A 15,902-nucleotide genomic window follows, 5' to 3' on the forward strand; every position below is an offset into this window, starting at 1 on the left:
GTTATCAGTGATTTCTATCATTGGCCGTTTGGGGCCAATTACACCACCACTGATTTAATTTCACCTTGATGCAGCTTGGTCGTTAGCGTTTCGCCCGCTTTTACCTGTTGGGCATTTTGTAAAATATTGCCTTTACCATCACGAGTAATACTGTAACCACGGCTTAATGTCGCTAATGGGCTAACGGTTTCTAGTTGATGCGCACTGTAATTCACTTGCTGATTGGCATTTACTAGCCTTGCTTTCATTGCTTCTTTTAAACGATTGGTGAGATAACCCACTTTGTTTTGCTCTAAGGTTAGCTTATGAGCGGGTGATCGCTGTTGCAGTCGACTCTTAAGTTGTTGCTGAGCTAATGTTGCATTAGCAAGCTTATGACGCAGGGCTGATTCAAGCTTTAACTGCATCTCATCAAAGCGCTGCTCAAGTTGTTGTAGCTGCCTTTTAGGATCTTCACGTTGTAGCTGGTGGCTTAATTCACTGAGTTGCGCACTTTGATGTAATAAGTAATGACGCATTGATTGTCGTAACCGTGAAAAGGTCAAGTTAAGCTTTTGGGTCTTATTACCTTTATCATCTGATAATAACTCTGCGCCAGCAGAAGGCGTTGGAGCTCTTACATCTGCGACATAATCACTGATCGTGGTATCAATTTCATGACCTACCGCACTGACAACGGGCAGGGCGCTATTATAAATAGCATGGGCTAAGTCTTCATCGTTAAAGCACCATAAATCTTCTAAAGAGCCACCACCGCGGGTAAGCAATAAAATGTCGACCTCTAAACGTCTATTGGCCGTGGAGATTGCCTTGATGATTTGTTTCGCTGCAGTCGCGCCTTGTACTTGGGTTGGGTAAACGACCACTTCAATTGACGGGTCGCGAGTAGAAAGCACTTTAACCACATCTCTAACCGCAGCACCAGTGGCAGAAGTAATAACACCAATTCGTTGAATATTTTGCGGTAATGGTCGCTTGGTTTCTGTTGCAAATAAGCCTTCGGCAGCTAATTTAAGCTTAAGCGCTTCATATTGCTGTGCAAGTAATCCATCTCCAGCTGGCAGCATTGACTCTAAAAGTAATTGATAGTCGCCACGAGGTTCATAAACACTGATAGAACCTTTAACTAATACTTGTTGGCCATTAACAGGTTTAAATGGCACGGTTTGATTACGACCTTTAAACATCGCACAGCGAATTTGTGAGCGACTGTCTTTTAATGTCATATACCAATGACCTGAATTTGGGGAAACAAAGTTCGAGATTTCGGCCTCAAGCCACACCTTACCTAGCTCACCTTCAAGCAGCTGGCGGACTTCGCCGTTTAAACGGGAAACCGTGTAAACATTATTTTTCGAGCTTTTCATCAAATTCAACCGACTAAGAGTATTTTTTAACTATTTTCCATTTACCAACCTAAATATGCAAGGTATAATCCCGCCGCAATATTTACCCTTTCCAAACCCTACACTTTCTGGGAGATGTTGCATGTTAAGATTAAGAAATGACGCACTAACATTTGATGATGTACTACTTGTGCCTGCTCACTCAACCGTCCTCCCAAATACCGCTGTTCTAAAAACTCGTCTGACTAAAAAAATTGAATTAAACACCCCAATCGTTTCTGCTGCAATGGATACGGTCACTGAAGCTCGCTTAGCGATCGCCATGGCGCAAGAAGGTGGTTTAGGTTTTATTCATAAAAATATGACGATTGAACAACAAGCTGAAGAAGTTCGTAAAGTTAAAATTTACGAAGCGGGTATCGTTCAACAACCTGTAACCGTCACGCCAAGCACCACACTTGCTGAGTTAAAAGAATTAACTGAACGCAATGGCTTTGCTGGTTATCCAGTGATTAACGATGCTAATGAGCTTGTGGGTATTATTACTGGCCGTGACGTTCGCTTCATTACTGACTGGAGCCGTACTGTAGAGCAAGTTATGACGCCGAAAGATCGTCTAGTGACTGTGCTTGAAGGGACTAAGTTAGATGAAGTGCAAACACTAATGCATTCACACCGCGTTGAAAAAGTATTAGTGGTTGACGATAACTTTAAGCTAAAAGGCTTAATCACGGTTAAAGATTTCCAAAAAGCAGAGCGTAAGCCTAATGCATGTAAAGACGAATTAGGTCGTTTACGTGTTGGTGCAGCTGTTGGCGCAGGTGCTGGCAACGAAGAGCGTATTGCTGCGCTCGTTAAAGCGGGTGTTGACGTATTGCTGATTGATTCATCTCATGGTCACTCTGAAGGTGTGCTGCAACGTATTCGTGATACTCGTGCCTCATTCCCTGATTTACAAATCGTAGGTGGTAACGTTGCCACTGCTGAAGGCGCTTTAGCCCTAGTAGACGCTGGTGTTGATGCCGTTAAAGTGGGTATTGGCCCAGGTTCTATTTGTACCACTCGTATCGTTACTGGTGTGGGGGTGCCACAAATTACAGCGGTATCTGACGCTGCTGCAGCGGTTAAACATTTAGATATCCCAGTTATTGCTGATGGCGGTATTCGTTTCTCGGGTGACTTAGCTAAAGCCTTAGCTGCTGGTGCATCATGCATCATGGCAGGTTCAATGTTTGCGGGTACTGAAGAAGCACCGGGTGAAACAGAGCTATACAATGGCCGTGCTTATAAGTCATACCGTGGTATGGGCTCATTAGGTGCGATGACGCAAACTCAAGGGTCTTCTGACCGTTACTTCCAAAGCGACAACGCTGCTGACAAATTAGTACCTGAAGGTATTGAAGGGCGTGTTGCTTATAAAGGTAAGTTAAAAGAAATCATTCACCAACACATGGGCGGTTTACGTTCTTGTATGGGTCTGACGGGTTGCGCCACCATTAAAGAATTAAATGAAAAAGCTGAATTCGTAAAAATTACCTCAGCGGGTATGGGCGAGTCTCATGTTCATGACGTTACGATCAGTAAAGAAGCGCCGAATTATCGTAGCGGTTCTTAAATCATAAAGCGGCATATTGTTATGCCGCTTTTTTTCAAACTTTTCTCGTCAGTGGTGACTAACAATACACAATGAGACAAGGTTGAAGTACACCTACGAAGAATACTGTTTTTAAAAGTAAACCCAGATATAAGGTATCCCATGAGCAACATTCATGAGCATAAAATCCTGATCCTAGATTTTGGATCGCAATACACGCAGTTAATCGCCCGCCGTATTCGTGAAATCGGTGTTTATTGTGAGCTTTGGGCTTGGGATGTATCTGAGGAGCAAATTAAAGAATTTGCTCCAAACGGCATCATCTTAGCAGGTGGTCCAGAAAGTGTGACCGCAGAAAACTCACCACGTGCCTCTGAATATGTATTTAATGCCGGCGTGCCTGTCTTAGGCATTTGTTATGGCATGCAAACTATGTCTGAGCAGCTTGGCGGTAAAGTGATTCAAGGTGTAGGTGAAGGTGAGTTTGGCTACGCACAAGTTGAAATTCAAACTGAATCGGCGTTATTTAAAAGCATTGAAGATGCGATTAGCGCTGAAGGCAAACCTTTGCTTGATGTATGGATGAGTCACGGCGATAAAGTTTCTGAAATCCCAGAAGGTTTTGTGACTGTCGCTAAAACAGAAACCTGTCCATATGCTGCAATGGCGAATGAAGACAAGCGTTTTTACGGCGTTCAATTTCACCCAGAAGTTACCCATACTCGTCAAGGCAAGCGCATGCTTGAGCACTTTGCATTAGACATTTGTGGTTGTGATGCCAACTGGAAACCTTCTTCAATTATCGAAGATGCAATTGAACGTTTGAAAAAACAAATCGGTGATGATGAAGTTATCTTAGGCTTATCTGGCGGTGTTGATTCATCAGTAGTCGCTATGCTGCTTCACCGCGCCATTGGTGACAAATTAACGTGTGTGTTCGTGGATAACGGTTTACTACGTTTAAACGAAGCTAATCAAGTGATGGAAATGTTTGGTGACCACTTCGGACTGAACATTGTCCATGTTGACGCTGAAAATCGATTCTTAGACGCGATGGCTGGTGAAGCTGATCCAGAAGCTAAACGTAAAATCATTGGTCATGTATTTGTTGATATCTTCGATGAAGAATCAAAGAAATGTGTCAATGCTAAATGGTTAGCGCAAGGCACAATTTACCCTGACGTTATTGAATCAGCAGGCAGCGCCACCGGTAAAGCCCACGTGATTAAGTCTCATCACAATGTAGGCGGACTACCAGATGATATGGAGCTGGGTTTAGTAGAACCTTTACGTGAATTATTTAAAGATGAAGTCCGTAAGATTGGTTTAGAGCTAGGTCTGCCATACGACATGCTTTACCGTCATCCGTTCCCTGGACCGGGTTTAGGTGTGCGTGTTCTTGGTGAAGTGAAAAAAGAGTACTGTGACTTACTGCGTTTAGCTGATGCTATCTTTATTGAAGAACTGCATAAAGCAGATCTTTACCATAAAGTCAGCCAAGCCTTTACTGTATTCCTACCAGTACGCTCTGTAGGTGTTATGGGTGATGGCCGTAAATATGACTGGGTTGTTTCACTACGTGCAGTTGAAACTATCGACTTTATGACGGCGCATTGGGCACACTTACCATACGACTTCTTAGGTCGTGTATCGAACCGCATCATTAATGAAATCGATGGTATTTCACGTGTGGTTTACGATATCTCGGGTAAGCCACCTGCGACAATCGAATGGGAATAAGTTTCCATTAATTAAAAAAGGCGCTTAGGCGCCTTTTTTATTGAGATAAATTTATTGCTGTTTGCCGTATAATCTAATGAAGTTTGATGTATTGCCATACACGATAAGATTTAATGATTAAGCTATATGCAACAAGTTAAACATAGCAAAGCCTAAGAGATACTCATGACGTTAGAAAACAAAGTCCATATCAGCCAAAAGCAGCAAAGGAGTCAGGCTAAGCCATTAACTGCTGAAGAGTTAGCGGTACGTGCAGCTCAAGATGAAAAGTGGATGCGAGTGGCTTTAGCGCTGGCGACTAAAGCTGAAGAATTAGGTGAAGTGCCTGTTGGGGCTGTCTTGGTCAAAGACGATGTGCTTATTGCATCAGGATTTAATTTAAGTATTACTGAGCATGATCCTAGTGCCCATGCTGAAATGCAGTGCATAAGAGCGGCAGGCAAAGTGCTTGAAAACTACCGTATGTTAGGCGCCACGTTGTACGTTACCTTAGAACCATGCCCAATGTGCGCAGGCGCGATGGTCCACAGTCGAATTGAACGAGTGGTCTTTGGTGCTAAAGATTTAAAAACGGGCGCGGCGGGGAGTGTGATAAACCTACTACAAGACTCGCATTTTAATCATCAACTTAGCGTGGATTCAGGCGTATTAGCTGATGAGTGCGCGAGCCAATTAAGTCAGTTTTTTAAGCGACGCCGAGAAGAGAAAAAAGCGTTAAAAAAACAATTTAAAGCGCAATCAGACTTGTTGCTGCAAAAAGGCGAAGAATAGTTTTTGACGGTTAAGCATTTTGCGCTGCTTTAGCTTAATGATATTACGGCGGCGAGCGTTATTATTTCTTTTCATATTTCACCTGTTAACTTGTTGAAATCTATTATTTAAAATCTATTAGTTAAAAGTTATTCGTTAAAAGTTATTCGTTAAAGTCTCAGGCAGTAAAACCGAATGTGTTAAAACCTAAGGTGTTAAAACATAAGCTATTAGAACATAAGGTATAAGTGAAGACATTAGAACGAATGTCTTATAACCCCCTGAATCTTTCTTTTAATTGCATCAGTAAAGCCCTGTCGCTTAACGTTAATGGCGAGTCAGGCGTTCTCATTCAGTAGGGCACTCAAACGTCAGTATCATGTCCTGACACTATTAATACCAAGTAATTATGAATGCTTTATTAAATGACACTTCTTGACGTGTGCATGAGCTTATTGCGCCGATGATTTAAGGAGCTCGTTAGGCTTATCATCTTGCTGCTCTTCGGTAGTCGATTCTTGCTCGCTTGCCTCTTTGGCTTTTGACTCCGCGAGCATCGCTTGTTCTTTATTTTGATTATCAACCCAAACTAAGGTGTCGTAATAACGACGGATATTATCAACATAATGGGCAGCTTCGTTGCCTCTTGCGTAACCATAACGAGTATTTTTGTAATACTTACGCTGCTGCAATAACGGTAAAACTTGTTTTACATCGCGCCATGCGCTGGGATCTTTCCCCATACCTTGAGTGATTTTACGTGCATCTTCAACATGACCTAAGCCAATATTATATGACGCAAGAGCAAACCAAATTCGCTGGCTATCAGGAATAGACTCAGGCAAACGATCGATCATTTTTTGTAAGTATATCGCGCCGCCTCGAATACTTTGTTCAGCATCAAGTCGATTATCGACACCAACAGAGCTTGCCGTTGGTTGGGTTAACATCATCATGCCACGGACACCCGTAGGAGAGCGGGCGTGCGGGTTCCAATGAGACTCTTGATAACCGGTTGCAGCAAGTTTACGCCAATCTAAATCGCCAGCATGCTTTTCAAATAGTGCTTGATACTCTGGTAACACATTGTCGATAGCACGAATAAAAGCACGAGTATCCACATAGTCAAAACGCTTTACGTGGCCAAAGTATTTTTCGTTAAGGTGCTCTAGGGTGCCATTACGTTTTTGAATGTGCCAAAAAGACAGTAATGAACTCAGTAAATAATCGCTGTTAACTGGTGGCAGTAACCACACCACTTGGGTTTTCTCATCAAGGACAATACCTGCACGTAGTTCAGGTAAGTAGCGTTGGTTGATCAGTAAGCTGTTGGAATCTGCAATGGTATAAAGCACTTCGCCTGAGGCGACCATTGAAAATAGCTCTTCATTGTCGCCATCAACAATTTGTTTCCAAGACAAGTTCGGGTTGGATTGCTTTAACTTAATTAAGGTATCGACCGCGGCAGACTCTGAGATAACGCTAATGTCACCTTGTAGATCATTAAAGTCTCGTGGTTTAAGGTTCCCTGACTTGTATATTAAGACTTGGTTGACTTCATATAATGTGGGACCGAGAAGAAACTGCTCACGTCGATTGTTAGTCGTTGTGATCGCTGCGGCCACAATATCAATGTCATTTTGGCGTAATGCTTCAAATAGCTGCTGACGATTGTGGTAGGGCACCATTTCAAGAGGAACATTGAGATATTCAGCAAACTTAGCGGCCATTTCATAATCAAAGCCACTCTCACCTTGGTCTGAATTAAGGTAAGTTTGTGAGCCGTAAAGCGTCCCTACCTTTAACACGGTACGCTGCGGGAGCTGTTCAACATAGTCAGTGATAGTAATGTCAGCTCGATGACATCCACTGAGTAAAAAGTTGATTGAAATGATAGAGACTATCGTTAAGAGTTTACTCATATCCCTCTTTGTTAAATCCGTTAATGATAAATAGTCTTGTTATGGCTGCGTATCGCTAGGCAAGATTAAGTGTTGCTTGCTCTGATATTGCGGCTAGTTTTATGCCTATATCGATGCTGGTTTGCTAATCAGATTGTCCATAACCTGAATTAACATAACAGCGTTAACCTTTACGGTATAAATATACTGTAGCAGTAGTTTTGTATTTCACCTAGTCTGCTGGTGGTAACTGTTAAAATATACGGTTGAATTTATTAGTAAATTCGAATTTAAAAAAATAAAATTATCATAATTTGTTGCTGAAATAATAACACGATATTCAGCAGTTTATTTTTGATTGTTTTCGTTAACGGGAAACACTGTTCTAGCAAGCCTTCTTAGGTGATTTATATAGTCTGATTCCCTATAATAGCGCCAATTCTTACCCTACCAATATAATCAATAAGGTGAATTGACGTGATTGAGATCATTCGCGGAGCCCCAGCACTTTCAGCTTTTAGAGTTCAAAAGCTTATGGAGGCCTGCGAAAGCGCAGCCCTTCCTGTTGAGCAAATTTACGCTGAGTATATCCATTTAGCCGATTTAAGTGACAAGCTTGATGATAAAGAGTATCAGCAGCTTGAAACGATTTTAACTTACGGGCCTGCTATCGAATCTCATGCGCCAGAAGGTTCGTTATTTTTTGTTACCCCTCGTCCTGGCACCATTTCTCCTTGGTCATCTAAAGCAACCGATATCGCTAAAAACTGTGGCTTAAGCAAAGTAAAACGCTTAGAACGTGGTGTAGCTTATTACGTTGCCGGTACCTCATTAACTACCGAACAACTTGAGCAAGTAAAAGGCTTAATCCATGATCGTATGGTTGAAGTGATTTTACCTGAGTTTGCCGCAGCATCAGTGTTATTTGAACGCACTGAGCCGCTACCGTTTAAGAGTATTAATATTCTTGCTGAAGGTCGCCGTGCATTAGAAGTTGCCAACGTAGAACTAGGTTTAGCCCTAGCAGAAGATGAAATTGATTACTTAGTCGATAACTTCGTACGTTTAAACCGTAACCCTAACGACATTGAATTAATGATGTTTGCACAGGCGAACTCAGAGCATTGTCGTCATAAAATCTTTAATGCTGACTGGACTATTGACGGTGAAGTTCAGCCAAAATCATTATTTAAAATGATTAAAAACACCTTTGAGGTGACACCTGATAACGTGTTATCGGCTTATAAAGATAACGCTGCGGTAATGAACGGTAGCGTTGCGGGTCGCTTCTTCCCTGATCAAGACGGTGTGTATAACTATCACACTGAGCCAATGCATATTTTGATGAAGGTTGAAACCCATAACCACCCAACAGCCATCAGCCCATACCCAGGTGCGGCAACAGGTTCAGGTGGTGAAATTCGTGATGAAGGCGCTACAGGCCGTGGCTCAAAACCTAAAGCGGGCTTAACTGGTTTTAGTGTTTCTAACCTTAAAATCCCTGGTTTTGTACAGCCATGGGAAGGCGATTACGGCAAACCTAGCCGTATTGTTACTCCGTTAGAAATTATGACAGAAGGCCCATTAGGTGGCGCTGCTTTTAACAACGAATTTGGTCGTCCAGCACTTGTGGGTTACTTCCGTACTTACGAGCAAGAAGTATCAAGCCACAACGGTGTTGAAGTTCGTGGTTACCACAAGCCAATTATGCTTGCTGGTGGTTTAGGTAACATTCGTGAAGATCATGTTCAAAAAGGCGAAATCACCGTAGGCGCTAAGCTTATTGTTTTAGGTGGCCCAGCAATGAACATTGGTTTAGGTGGTGGTGCTGCTTCATCAATGGCATCAGGCCAATCTAGTGAAGATTTAGACTTTGCTTCAGTACAACGTGAAAACCCAGAAATGGAACGCCGTTGTCAGGAAGTGATCGACCGCTGCTGGCAAATGGGTGATGACAACCCAATTCAATTTATTCACGATGTGGGCGCTGGCGGATTATCAAATGCCTTCCCTGAGCTTGTGAATGACGCTGATCGTGGCGCATTGTTTAACTTACGTAACGTGCCTTCAGACGAGCCAGGCATGAGCCCACTTGAGATTTGGTGTAACGAATCTCAAGAGCGTTATGTGTTATCTGTTGCGCCTGAAAACTTAGAAACCTTCAGACAGATTTGTGAGCGTGAACGTGCTCCATTTTCTGTAGTGGGTGACGCAACTGAAGAGCAGCACTTAACCCTTGAAGATAGCCACTTTGATAACAAGCCAATTGATTTACCGCTTGAAGTGCTATTAGGCAAGGCGCCTAAAATGAGCCGTGATGTGGTCTCGGCTAAAGCTAAATCGCCAGCGCTTAATCAAGCAGAAATAAATGTAAAAGATGCGGTTTCTCGTATCCTACATTTACCAACGGTTGCAGATAAATCATTCCTTATCACCATTGGCGACCGTTCAGTGACAGGTTTAGTTAACCGTGACCAAATGGTTGGCCCTTGGCAGGTTCCAGTTGCCGATTGTGCTGTTACTGCGTCAAGCTTTGACAGCTACGCTGGTGAAGCTATGTCGATTGGTGAGCGTACACCGCTTGCACTACTTGATTTTGGCGCATCAGCGCGTATGGCTGTAGCAGAATCAATCTTAAACATTGCTGGTACTGATATTGGCTCATTCAAAGACATTAAATTGTCAGCTAACTGGATGTCAGCAGCAGGTCACCCAGGTGAAGATGCGGGTCTTTATGAAGCAGTAAAAGCTGTCGGTGAAGAACTTTGTCCAGAGCTTGAGTTAACTATCCCTGTGGGTAAAGACTCAATGTCGATGAAGACTGCGTGGAATGATGCAGGTCAAGACAAAACAGTCACATCGCCAATGTCGTTAGTTATCACTGCTTTTGGTGTGGTAAAAGACATTCGTCATACTGTTACACCAGAGCTTCGCACAAACAAAGGCGAAACTGAGCTGTTATTGGTTGATTTGGCCAAAGGTCAAAACCGTTTAGGCGGTTCTTGTTTAGCACAAGTATTCAGCCAACTGGGTGATGTTGCGCCAGATTTAGATGATGCTGCAAGCTTACGTGGATTCTTCGAAGTCATTCAGCCATTAGTCGCTGAGCAAAAAGTGATGGCTTACCATGACCGCAGTGACGGTGGCTTATTCACCACATTAGTGGAAATGGCATTTGCTGGTAACACTGGCCTAAACATCGATTTAGCAGCACTGAAAGGTAACGACCTTGAACGTTTATTTAACGAAGAACTAGGTGCGGTTATCCAAGTGGCTAAAGCAGATAGCGCAGCGATTAAAGCGCAATTTGCCGCTGCTGGCGTTGATTGCCATAGCGTTGCGACATTAACGACTGACGATAACATCACAGTGGTTGACGGTGAACGTGCAGTATTCAGTGATTCCCGTGTATCGCTTCGTACTATGTGGTCAGAAACCACTTACCGTATGCAAGCCATGCGTGATAACCCAGAATGCGCCAAAGAAGAATTTGAGCTTAAACAGCAAGCTAAAGACCCAGGTCTAACAGTTAAATTAGGCTTTAACCCAAGTGAAGATGTAGCAGCACCTTATATCTTAAAAGGCGCAGCACCTAAGATGGCGATTATTCGTGAGCAAGGCGTTAACTCTCACGTTGAAATGGCAGCCGCATTTGACCGCGCAGGTTTTGAAAGCCGCGATGTTCATATGTCAGACATCTTATCGGGTCGCATTAGTCTTGAAGAGTTCCAAGGTCTAGTAGCTTGTGGTGGTTTCTCATACGGTGACGTACTGGGCGCTGGTGAAGGCTGGGCTAAGTCAATCTTATTTAACGAGCGTGCTCGCAGTGAGTTTTCTCAGTTCTTTGAGCGTGATGCGACATTAGCGCTGGGTGTTTGTAATGGTTGTCAGATGTTATCTAACCTGAAAGAAATCATTCCAGGTAGTGAACATTGGCCACACTTTGTCCGTAACCGTTCAGAGCGTTTTGAAGCCCGTGCTAGTTTGGTTGAAGTGCAAAAGAGTCCATCAATCTTCTTTGAAGGAATGGAAGGTTCACGCATGCCAATCGCTGTATCACACGGTGAAGGTCGCGCTGAATTTAAATCTGTTGAAGCATTAGCAGCAGCTGAAGCATCAGGTACAGTGGCACTGCGTTATGTTGACGGTAACGGTCAAATCGCAACGCAATACCCACAAAACCCGAATGGTTCGCCAAATGCAATTACTGCACTAACGACAACAGATGGTCGAGTAACCATCATGATGCCGCATCCAGAGCGTGTATTCAGAACCGTTGCTAACTCATGGCACCCAGACGAGTGGGCAGAAGACAGCCCATGGATGCGTATGTTCCGTAATGCACGCGTTAAGTTAGGTTAAGTTGTAACTTAACCTAGTATTGAGTGAACAGCAAAAAGGCGACCAAATGGTCGCCTTTTTTATTGTATGGGATTTGTGTAGGGAGTATTGCTAACTCATTTTTTGACCGAAATGAGTTTAAATGCCTTGTTAGCAATTATTTATACAAGCTTTCAACGTATTTATGGGTTGGTTCTTCAAGGAGATCCTGAGGATGATCTCCACCGAATGTTAACCACTTACTTTTACCTGTGTACGTTGTATTTCCAATCTCTTTTTGGGTCTGTGAATCGTAAGTAATAATTTGAATTTCGATTTTATCCGATTTTCCAGACCATTCTGTAGCCCTATCTTCCCAATGCAAAATAATAGGTTGAACAAAGTATCCATATACATTCGTATCAATAGATTCTAAACAGTCCTTACCTTTACAGTCAGTTGTAATAGTTACTTTAGAAGTGTTTTTAGAAAAGGCACTTCTAACTGCATTTGCAGTCATTCGACCAGAATTTCTATATTCAGTTTCATCATACCAACCATTTTCTGGTGTTGAGATTAGAACGCCCTTATTTTGATCTAATTTTACTTCAGGTGATTGGAATTCATTATGTTTAAAAGATGAACTACAACCTGAAAGAAAGATTATTGCAGTTCCAAACATTACCAAATTGCGATTCATATAGTTACTCCCTGTTTAATTGCTTGTTATAAGCACTTTTAACAAAGGCTGTAAAATTATTTATTGTATATGCAGGTGGACACATAGTTAATCCTGACTCTGGATTATAAGAGAAAGTCATATTAATTTGATACTCACTATCCAAAGGAAGACATCCTGTACCAACACCTGTTGGTTCCGTTTTAAACGGAGAAGTTGACAAATTACCGTTTAGAAATACTTTACCGTTTTTAATTAATTCAAAGGTGAAAATAAGCTTGGTAAAATCAGGATGCTTTTGATCGATGAGAGGAACCAATATTTCAAACGGTGTACATGAAAGATATTCTTTATGTGGAGTGCGTTCTTTTTCAGGTATATCGTACCATCTAGATACTGATACTCTCATTTTCTCAGCATCTTCAAATGAAAGAGTTGCAGGTGTGCCTGCTAAAACATTTGAACTAAATATGAAAAAGATAAATATACCTAAAAACTTCATCGGACTCCCTGTGCTTACGCCCTAATAATGGGCATAAAATTGTTGGCTAAAATGTTGAGGAGCAAAAACAGCAAACTGTTTTTAGTCCTTATTTATTAGGTTGTTATATGGCATTTTGCTTAATGCCTGCCTCACGTTCTTAGTTTAGGTAGATGAAGTAACTAAAGCCTTGTTTAAACTCATGATAAATAGTGTATTCTCCATGAGTTATTAGCCTCTGCATTTCTTCACACATACCATTTTATGATTCTTCATAGGTTGGCTAGTAAGCAATTTCCCAGTTGCCGGGAGATACATAAAATATCTCTTTGTCTAGCAAATGACGTTTACTAGAACCTTTTATCGAATATGCACGAATGCCTTTGTCACTACAATCTTCAGCTGGTACTAATTTCTGAACCTCTATTTTTATGAGCCCATCTTCAGGCTAGTATTTAAGGTTGGCACAACTAGCTAGAAATAAGAGTGAAATTGTGAGGATGAATCGCATAGCTTCCGTTGCCTGGCGTTGTTAAGAGCTGCCACGTTTTATACCGGATGATAGTAACAATAATACACCCGCAATAAATGAAAATTGTATAACACCGATATATGTACGATTCGAATAACTGGTACAAAACATAGATTTTTTAACTACATCAGTTAATGTTTCTCTTATTGTTGAGTCAACAAAACACGGCATTGCAGCCAAAAGGATTATGATCCCGCAAATGCTAAATGTTGTAATTGATATATTTATTCCAAGCTGGAACTTAGTTTTCTTTTTGAATCGGTGATAAAAAGAATAAGCTGTTAGCACAAGTAAAGCCAGAAATGCCATTGTGTAAACAAAATTGAATGGCATCTTAAAAGCATTAACCCCAACAAAATGCTCATCTCGAATAGCATTCATTGTTGCAAAGATAAAGAATGATGGAAGTAACATAGCTCCATAGATCGTGGTAAGAATATTAACGATGCTCATTACAATTCCCCCTCTTAACGCCTTACTAATGGGCGCAAAAATGCTTGACTAAACTTTGGAACGCAGTGACAAAAGCCAAGCTTTATTTGTCCTGTTTGAGTGGCTTGTTATATTCGCTTTCGAAGCCCCAACCATCACTTTTCCCGCCGTGTTTTGTAGCTATGTCCGCAAAAGTCACCTCTACATGTGTAATATTTTCATGCGTCGGTGCCATGTTGACAGATACGTATACATCAAAGCCTTTCGAAACATCATTAGTATAAATTTTAACTTTAATGTTTTCGTACGAATGGTCGACTTCATATGCCATTTTTACAGCGGACTCTTCGTCGTTAAAAAGATGAAAGAAGTCTATTTCATATTCTCTATTTAGGTTTACTCCACGCTCAAACATGCTTTGTAATACTTGACCGTTTTCGTCATTTGGGTACTGCATTTCTTTTCCTAAAACATTAAAAGAGACGAATATGATTAGAGATAAATATATTGTACGCACAACCGATCTTCCCTGCGAATATAACGCCGCATTAAGGTGTGAGCGGCGCTTGGCTATACTTGAGCGAAGCGAAACTGGCAAGTGTTGCGAATCACTCTTAAATGCTTTGTTATGATTGTACTTCTGGGTGTTCACCAAAAGCCGATTTATCATATTTTCCAAACAACTCCTTTTGCCACTCAGCGTCAATATGTAGGTGTTCCAATAAGGAATAGCGTTCAACCAGTTGGTGATATTTATAGTATGGGTCTAGAGGATCTACAACTACACAATTGATGGCTAATAATTGGATAACTTCCTTATTTAAGAAAGAGCGAACAATGTTGGAGTAAAATTTCTCGGTTCTAGTAACTTTTTTTTCGACCGCGGCTTCAAACAGCATTGGTTCAGCATCGAACCGACTATTTTCCAAAATAAACTTGAGTATATGGTAAAGAACCCTGAAGTAGTGGCTCGTATCGCTTGAAGATTCACGCATCTTAGCGACTCTTTTCTCAATTGTATTACCAGTACCATTTTTAATCACTGCACTATGCAGCTTCATGATTTTTGAAGCTTGCGGGCGGTCCATGACTAACAAACGCTCATTCAATCCGTCAAAGACGGTATTGAGTTGGTTTAGTAAAGAAAAGAATGTGTCTTCAAATCGCTTTTTTTCTTGAGTTAGCGCCTGTTCTTTTTGAGCCTTCTCAGTTTCCTTGAGCACTTTCTGAGTTTCAGATAATTCGGTCTTTTGAATTAGTACCGATTGAGTTAACCAATAGAAAGCCAATAAGGCTATCAGTGGATTTAAAATGCCACCAATAAAGTCCCCAAAAGTGCCCCAAATCGAACTATCAGTCGAGAGAGAAAGATCATTTATAAAATAAAACCAAACTAAATAAGCCGTAGGTATCAGAGCTATTAGAGAAAACGCCAATATTTTTGCTCTTTTTATACTCTTTGCTAAGTCACTAATTTCCAATATTACCTCCAAAATCATAACGCCCCACTAAGGGGCTAATAAATAGTTTGCTAAAATTGTGAAGCGAAGCGGAACCAAGCAAACTGTTTTTAGTCCCGCTTAAGTGACTTGTTAGGTAACGTTTTGATTAGCGTCTAAGTTTGATTTTAAATCAACAGGACTAATATCAAAACCTGTAGCGTTTTTACCAGACCAATTTATGCCTACAAGTAAACCATCTCGATTTAAACCATCAATCCACTTTTCATAAAAGTCTTTAAATGGGATCGCTACAGGTTTAAATAAGCTGTAATTCTCAGAGTTCTTAATTATCAATTCGGCTCTTGATTCAGACGACCAAAATGGCATAGCCCTTTTACCTTCAGAATTTAAAGGCGCAGGAAAACCTTGGGCATCCTTAATTCCCCAAACGATACCACTTTTAATAACTTCAGAATAAAAAACTGAAGCTTGTGATGATGATTGACCCATAGTTACCTAACAGCTTATTATATAGCTGCTCGATAATCTTCCGGTTGAAATTCGGCTTAACAGCAACCATGCCAAGCCAACCGACTGTTTAGTATGGATAAAACGAAAATTTAACCCCCTTTTTATTAATATCAAGCCCGCAAAAGTGAGCGCTTTGATGTAGAGGTCTCTACAA

12 protein-coding genes are annotated in these 15,902 nt (G+C 41.4%); 4 read left to right on the top strand and 8 right to left on the bottom strand.

The features are described 5' to 3' along the window. Positions 1-38: 38 nt before the first annotated feature. Positions 39-1,367 carry an exodeoxyribonuclease VII large subunit gene (xseA, locus tag AB4128_RS11255; protein WP_372037695.1) on the bottom strand — a complete coding sequence of 443 codons (1,329 nt, stop codon included), beginning with the start codon at positions 1,365-1,367 and terminating at the stop codon, positions 39-41. 121 nt (positions 1,368-1,488) lie between these two features. On the opposite strand from xseA, the gene guaB reads away from it, so the two are divergent. The 3 genes from guaB to tadA all read left to right on the top strand — a co-directional run bounded on the left by guaB (position 1,489) and on the right by tadA (position 5,451). Next, positions 1,489-2,961 (top strand): IMP dehydrogenase, encoded by a 1,473-nt coding sequence (gene guaB / locus AB4128_RS11260; RefSeq protein WP_055025667.1) that lies wholly within the window; start codon positions 1,489-1,491, stop codon positions 2,959-2,961. A 141-nt stretch (positions 2,962-3,102) separates the two neighbouring features. After that, on the top strand, positions 3,103-4,680 hold the full coding sequence (gene guaA / locus AB4128_RS11265) for a glutamine-hydrolyzing GMP synthase (protein WP_055025666.1): 1,578 nt from the start codon (positions 3,103-3,105) through the stop codon (positions 4,678-4,680). 165 nt (positions 4,681-4,845) lie between these two features. Beyond that, positions 4,846-5,451: a tRNA adenosine(34) deaminase TadA gene (gene tadA, locus AB4128_RS11270; protein ID WP_192021340.1), complete on the top strand. Its 606-nt coding sequence runs from the start codon at positions 4,846-4,848 to the stop codon at positions 5,449-5,451. A gap of 431 nt (positions 5,452-5,882) precedes the next feature. On the opposite strand, the gene mltF is transcribed toward tadA, so the two are convergent. After that, positions 5,883-7,352 (bottom strand): membrane-bound lytic murein transglycosylase MltF, encoded by a 1,470-nt coding sequence (gene mltF, locus AB4128_RS11275; protein ID WP_080916295.1) that lies wholly within the window; start codon positions 7,350-7,352, stop codon positions 5,883-5,885. 459 nt (positions 7,353-7,811) lie between these two features. Between mltF and purL the strand changes: the two genes are divergently transcribed. Next, a complete protein-coding gene (gene purL, locus AB4128_RS11280; RefSeq protein ID WP_080917495.1) occupies positions 7,812-11,693 on the top strand; it encodes a phosphoribosylformylglycinamidine synthase in 3,882 nt (1,293 codons plus the stop codon). A 136-nt stretch (positions 11,694-11,829) separates the two neighbouring features. On the opposite strand, the gene AB4128_RS11285 is transcribed toward purL, so the two are convergent. From AB4128_RS11285 to AB4128_RS11310, 6 genes are all read right to left on the bottom strand, one after another. Then, entirely contained in the window at positions 11,830-12,351 is a 522-nt protein-coding gene (locus AB4128_RS11285) for a DUF4823 domain-containing protein (RefSeq protein WP_119968512.1), read from the bottom strand. 4 nt (positions 12,352-12,355) lie between these two features. Continuing rightward, entirely contained in the window at positions 12,356-12,832 is a 477-nt protein-coding gene (locus AB4128_RS11290) for a hypothetical protein (RefSeq protein WP_055025664.1), read from the bottom strand. 511 nt (positions 12,833-13,343) lie between these two features. Further along, positions 13,344-13,796, bottom strand: coding sequence for a hypothetical protein (locus tag AB4128_RS11295; protein WP_372037696.1), 453 nt, complete (start codon positions 13,794-13,796; stop codon positions 13,344-13,346). Between the two features lie 82 nt (positions 13,797-13,878). Continuing rightward, positions 13,879-14,445, bottom strand: coding sequence for a ribonuclease E inhibitor RraB (locus AB4128_RS11300; protein ID WP_372037773.1), 567 nt, complete (start codon positions 14,443-14,445; stop codon positions 13,879-13,881). Continuing rightward, positions 14,402-15,256 (bottom strand): putative phage abortive infection protein, encoded by an 855-nt coding sequence (locus tag AB4128_RS11305; RefSeq protein ID WP_372037697.1) that lies wholly within the window; start codon positions 15,254-15,256, stop codon positions 14,402-14,404. The genes AB4128_RS11300 and AB4128_RS11305 overlap by 44 nt, the downstream gene beginning before the upstream one ends. A 111-nt stretch (positions 15,257-15,367) precedes the next feature. Beyond that, a complete protein-coding gene (locus AB4128_RS11310; RefSeq protein ID WP_372037698.1) occupies positions 15,368-15,727 on the bottom strand; it encodes a DUF2750 domain-containing protein in 360 nt (119 codons plus the stop codon). Positions 15,728-15,902: the final 175 nt, after the last annotated feature.

The organism is Shewanella sp. 10N.286.52.A9 (assembly GCF_041468985.1).
GTDB classification, from domain to species: Bacteria; Pseudomonadota; Gammaproteobacteria; order Enterobacterales; family Shewanellaceae; genus Shewanella; species Shewanella japonica.

Bases quoted from the DNA above. Each gene is read 5' to 3' on its own strand.
- xseA (WP_372037695.1), bottom strand. From the start codon at position 1,367: ATGAAAAGCTCGAAAAATAATGTTTACACGGTTTCCCGTTTAAACGGC.
- guaB (WP_055025667.1), top strand. From the start codon at position 1,489: ATGTTAAGATTAAGAAATGACGCACTAACATTTGATGATGTACTACTT.
- guaA (WP_055025666.1), top strand. From the start codon at position 3,103: ATGAGCAACATTCATGAGCATAAAATCCTGATCCTAGATTTTGGATCG.
- tadA (WP_192021340.1), top strand. From the start codon at position 4,846: ATGACGTTAGAAAACAAAGTCCATATCAGCCAAAAGCAGCAAAGGAGT.
- mltF (WP_080916295.1), bottom strand. From the start codon at position 7,352: ATGAGTAAACTCTTAACGATAGTCTCTATCATTTCAATCAACTTTTTA.
- AB4128_RS11285 (WP_119968512.1), bottom strand. From the start codon at position 12,351: ATGAATCGCAATTTGGTAATGTTTGGAACTGCAATAATCTTTCTTTCA.
- AB4128_RS11290 (WP_055025664.1), bottom strand. From the start codon at position 12,832: ATGAAGTTTTTAGGTATATTTATCTTTTTCATATTTAGTTCAAATGTT.
- AB4128_RS11295 (WP_372037696.1), bottom strand. From the start codon at position 13,796: ATGAGCATCGTTAATATTCTTACCACGATCTATGGAGCTATGTTACTT.
- AB4128_RS11300 (WP_372037773.1), bottom strand. From the start codon at position 14,445: ATGATAAATCGGCTTTTGGTGAACACCCAGAAGTACAATCATAACAAA.
- AB4128_RS11310 (WP_372037698.1), bottom strand. From the start codon at position 15,727: ATGGGTCAATCATCATCACAAGCTTCAGTTTTTTATTCTGAAGTTATT.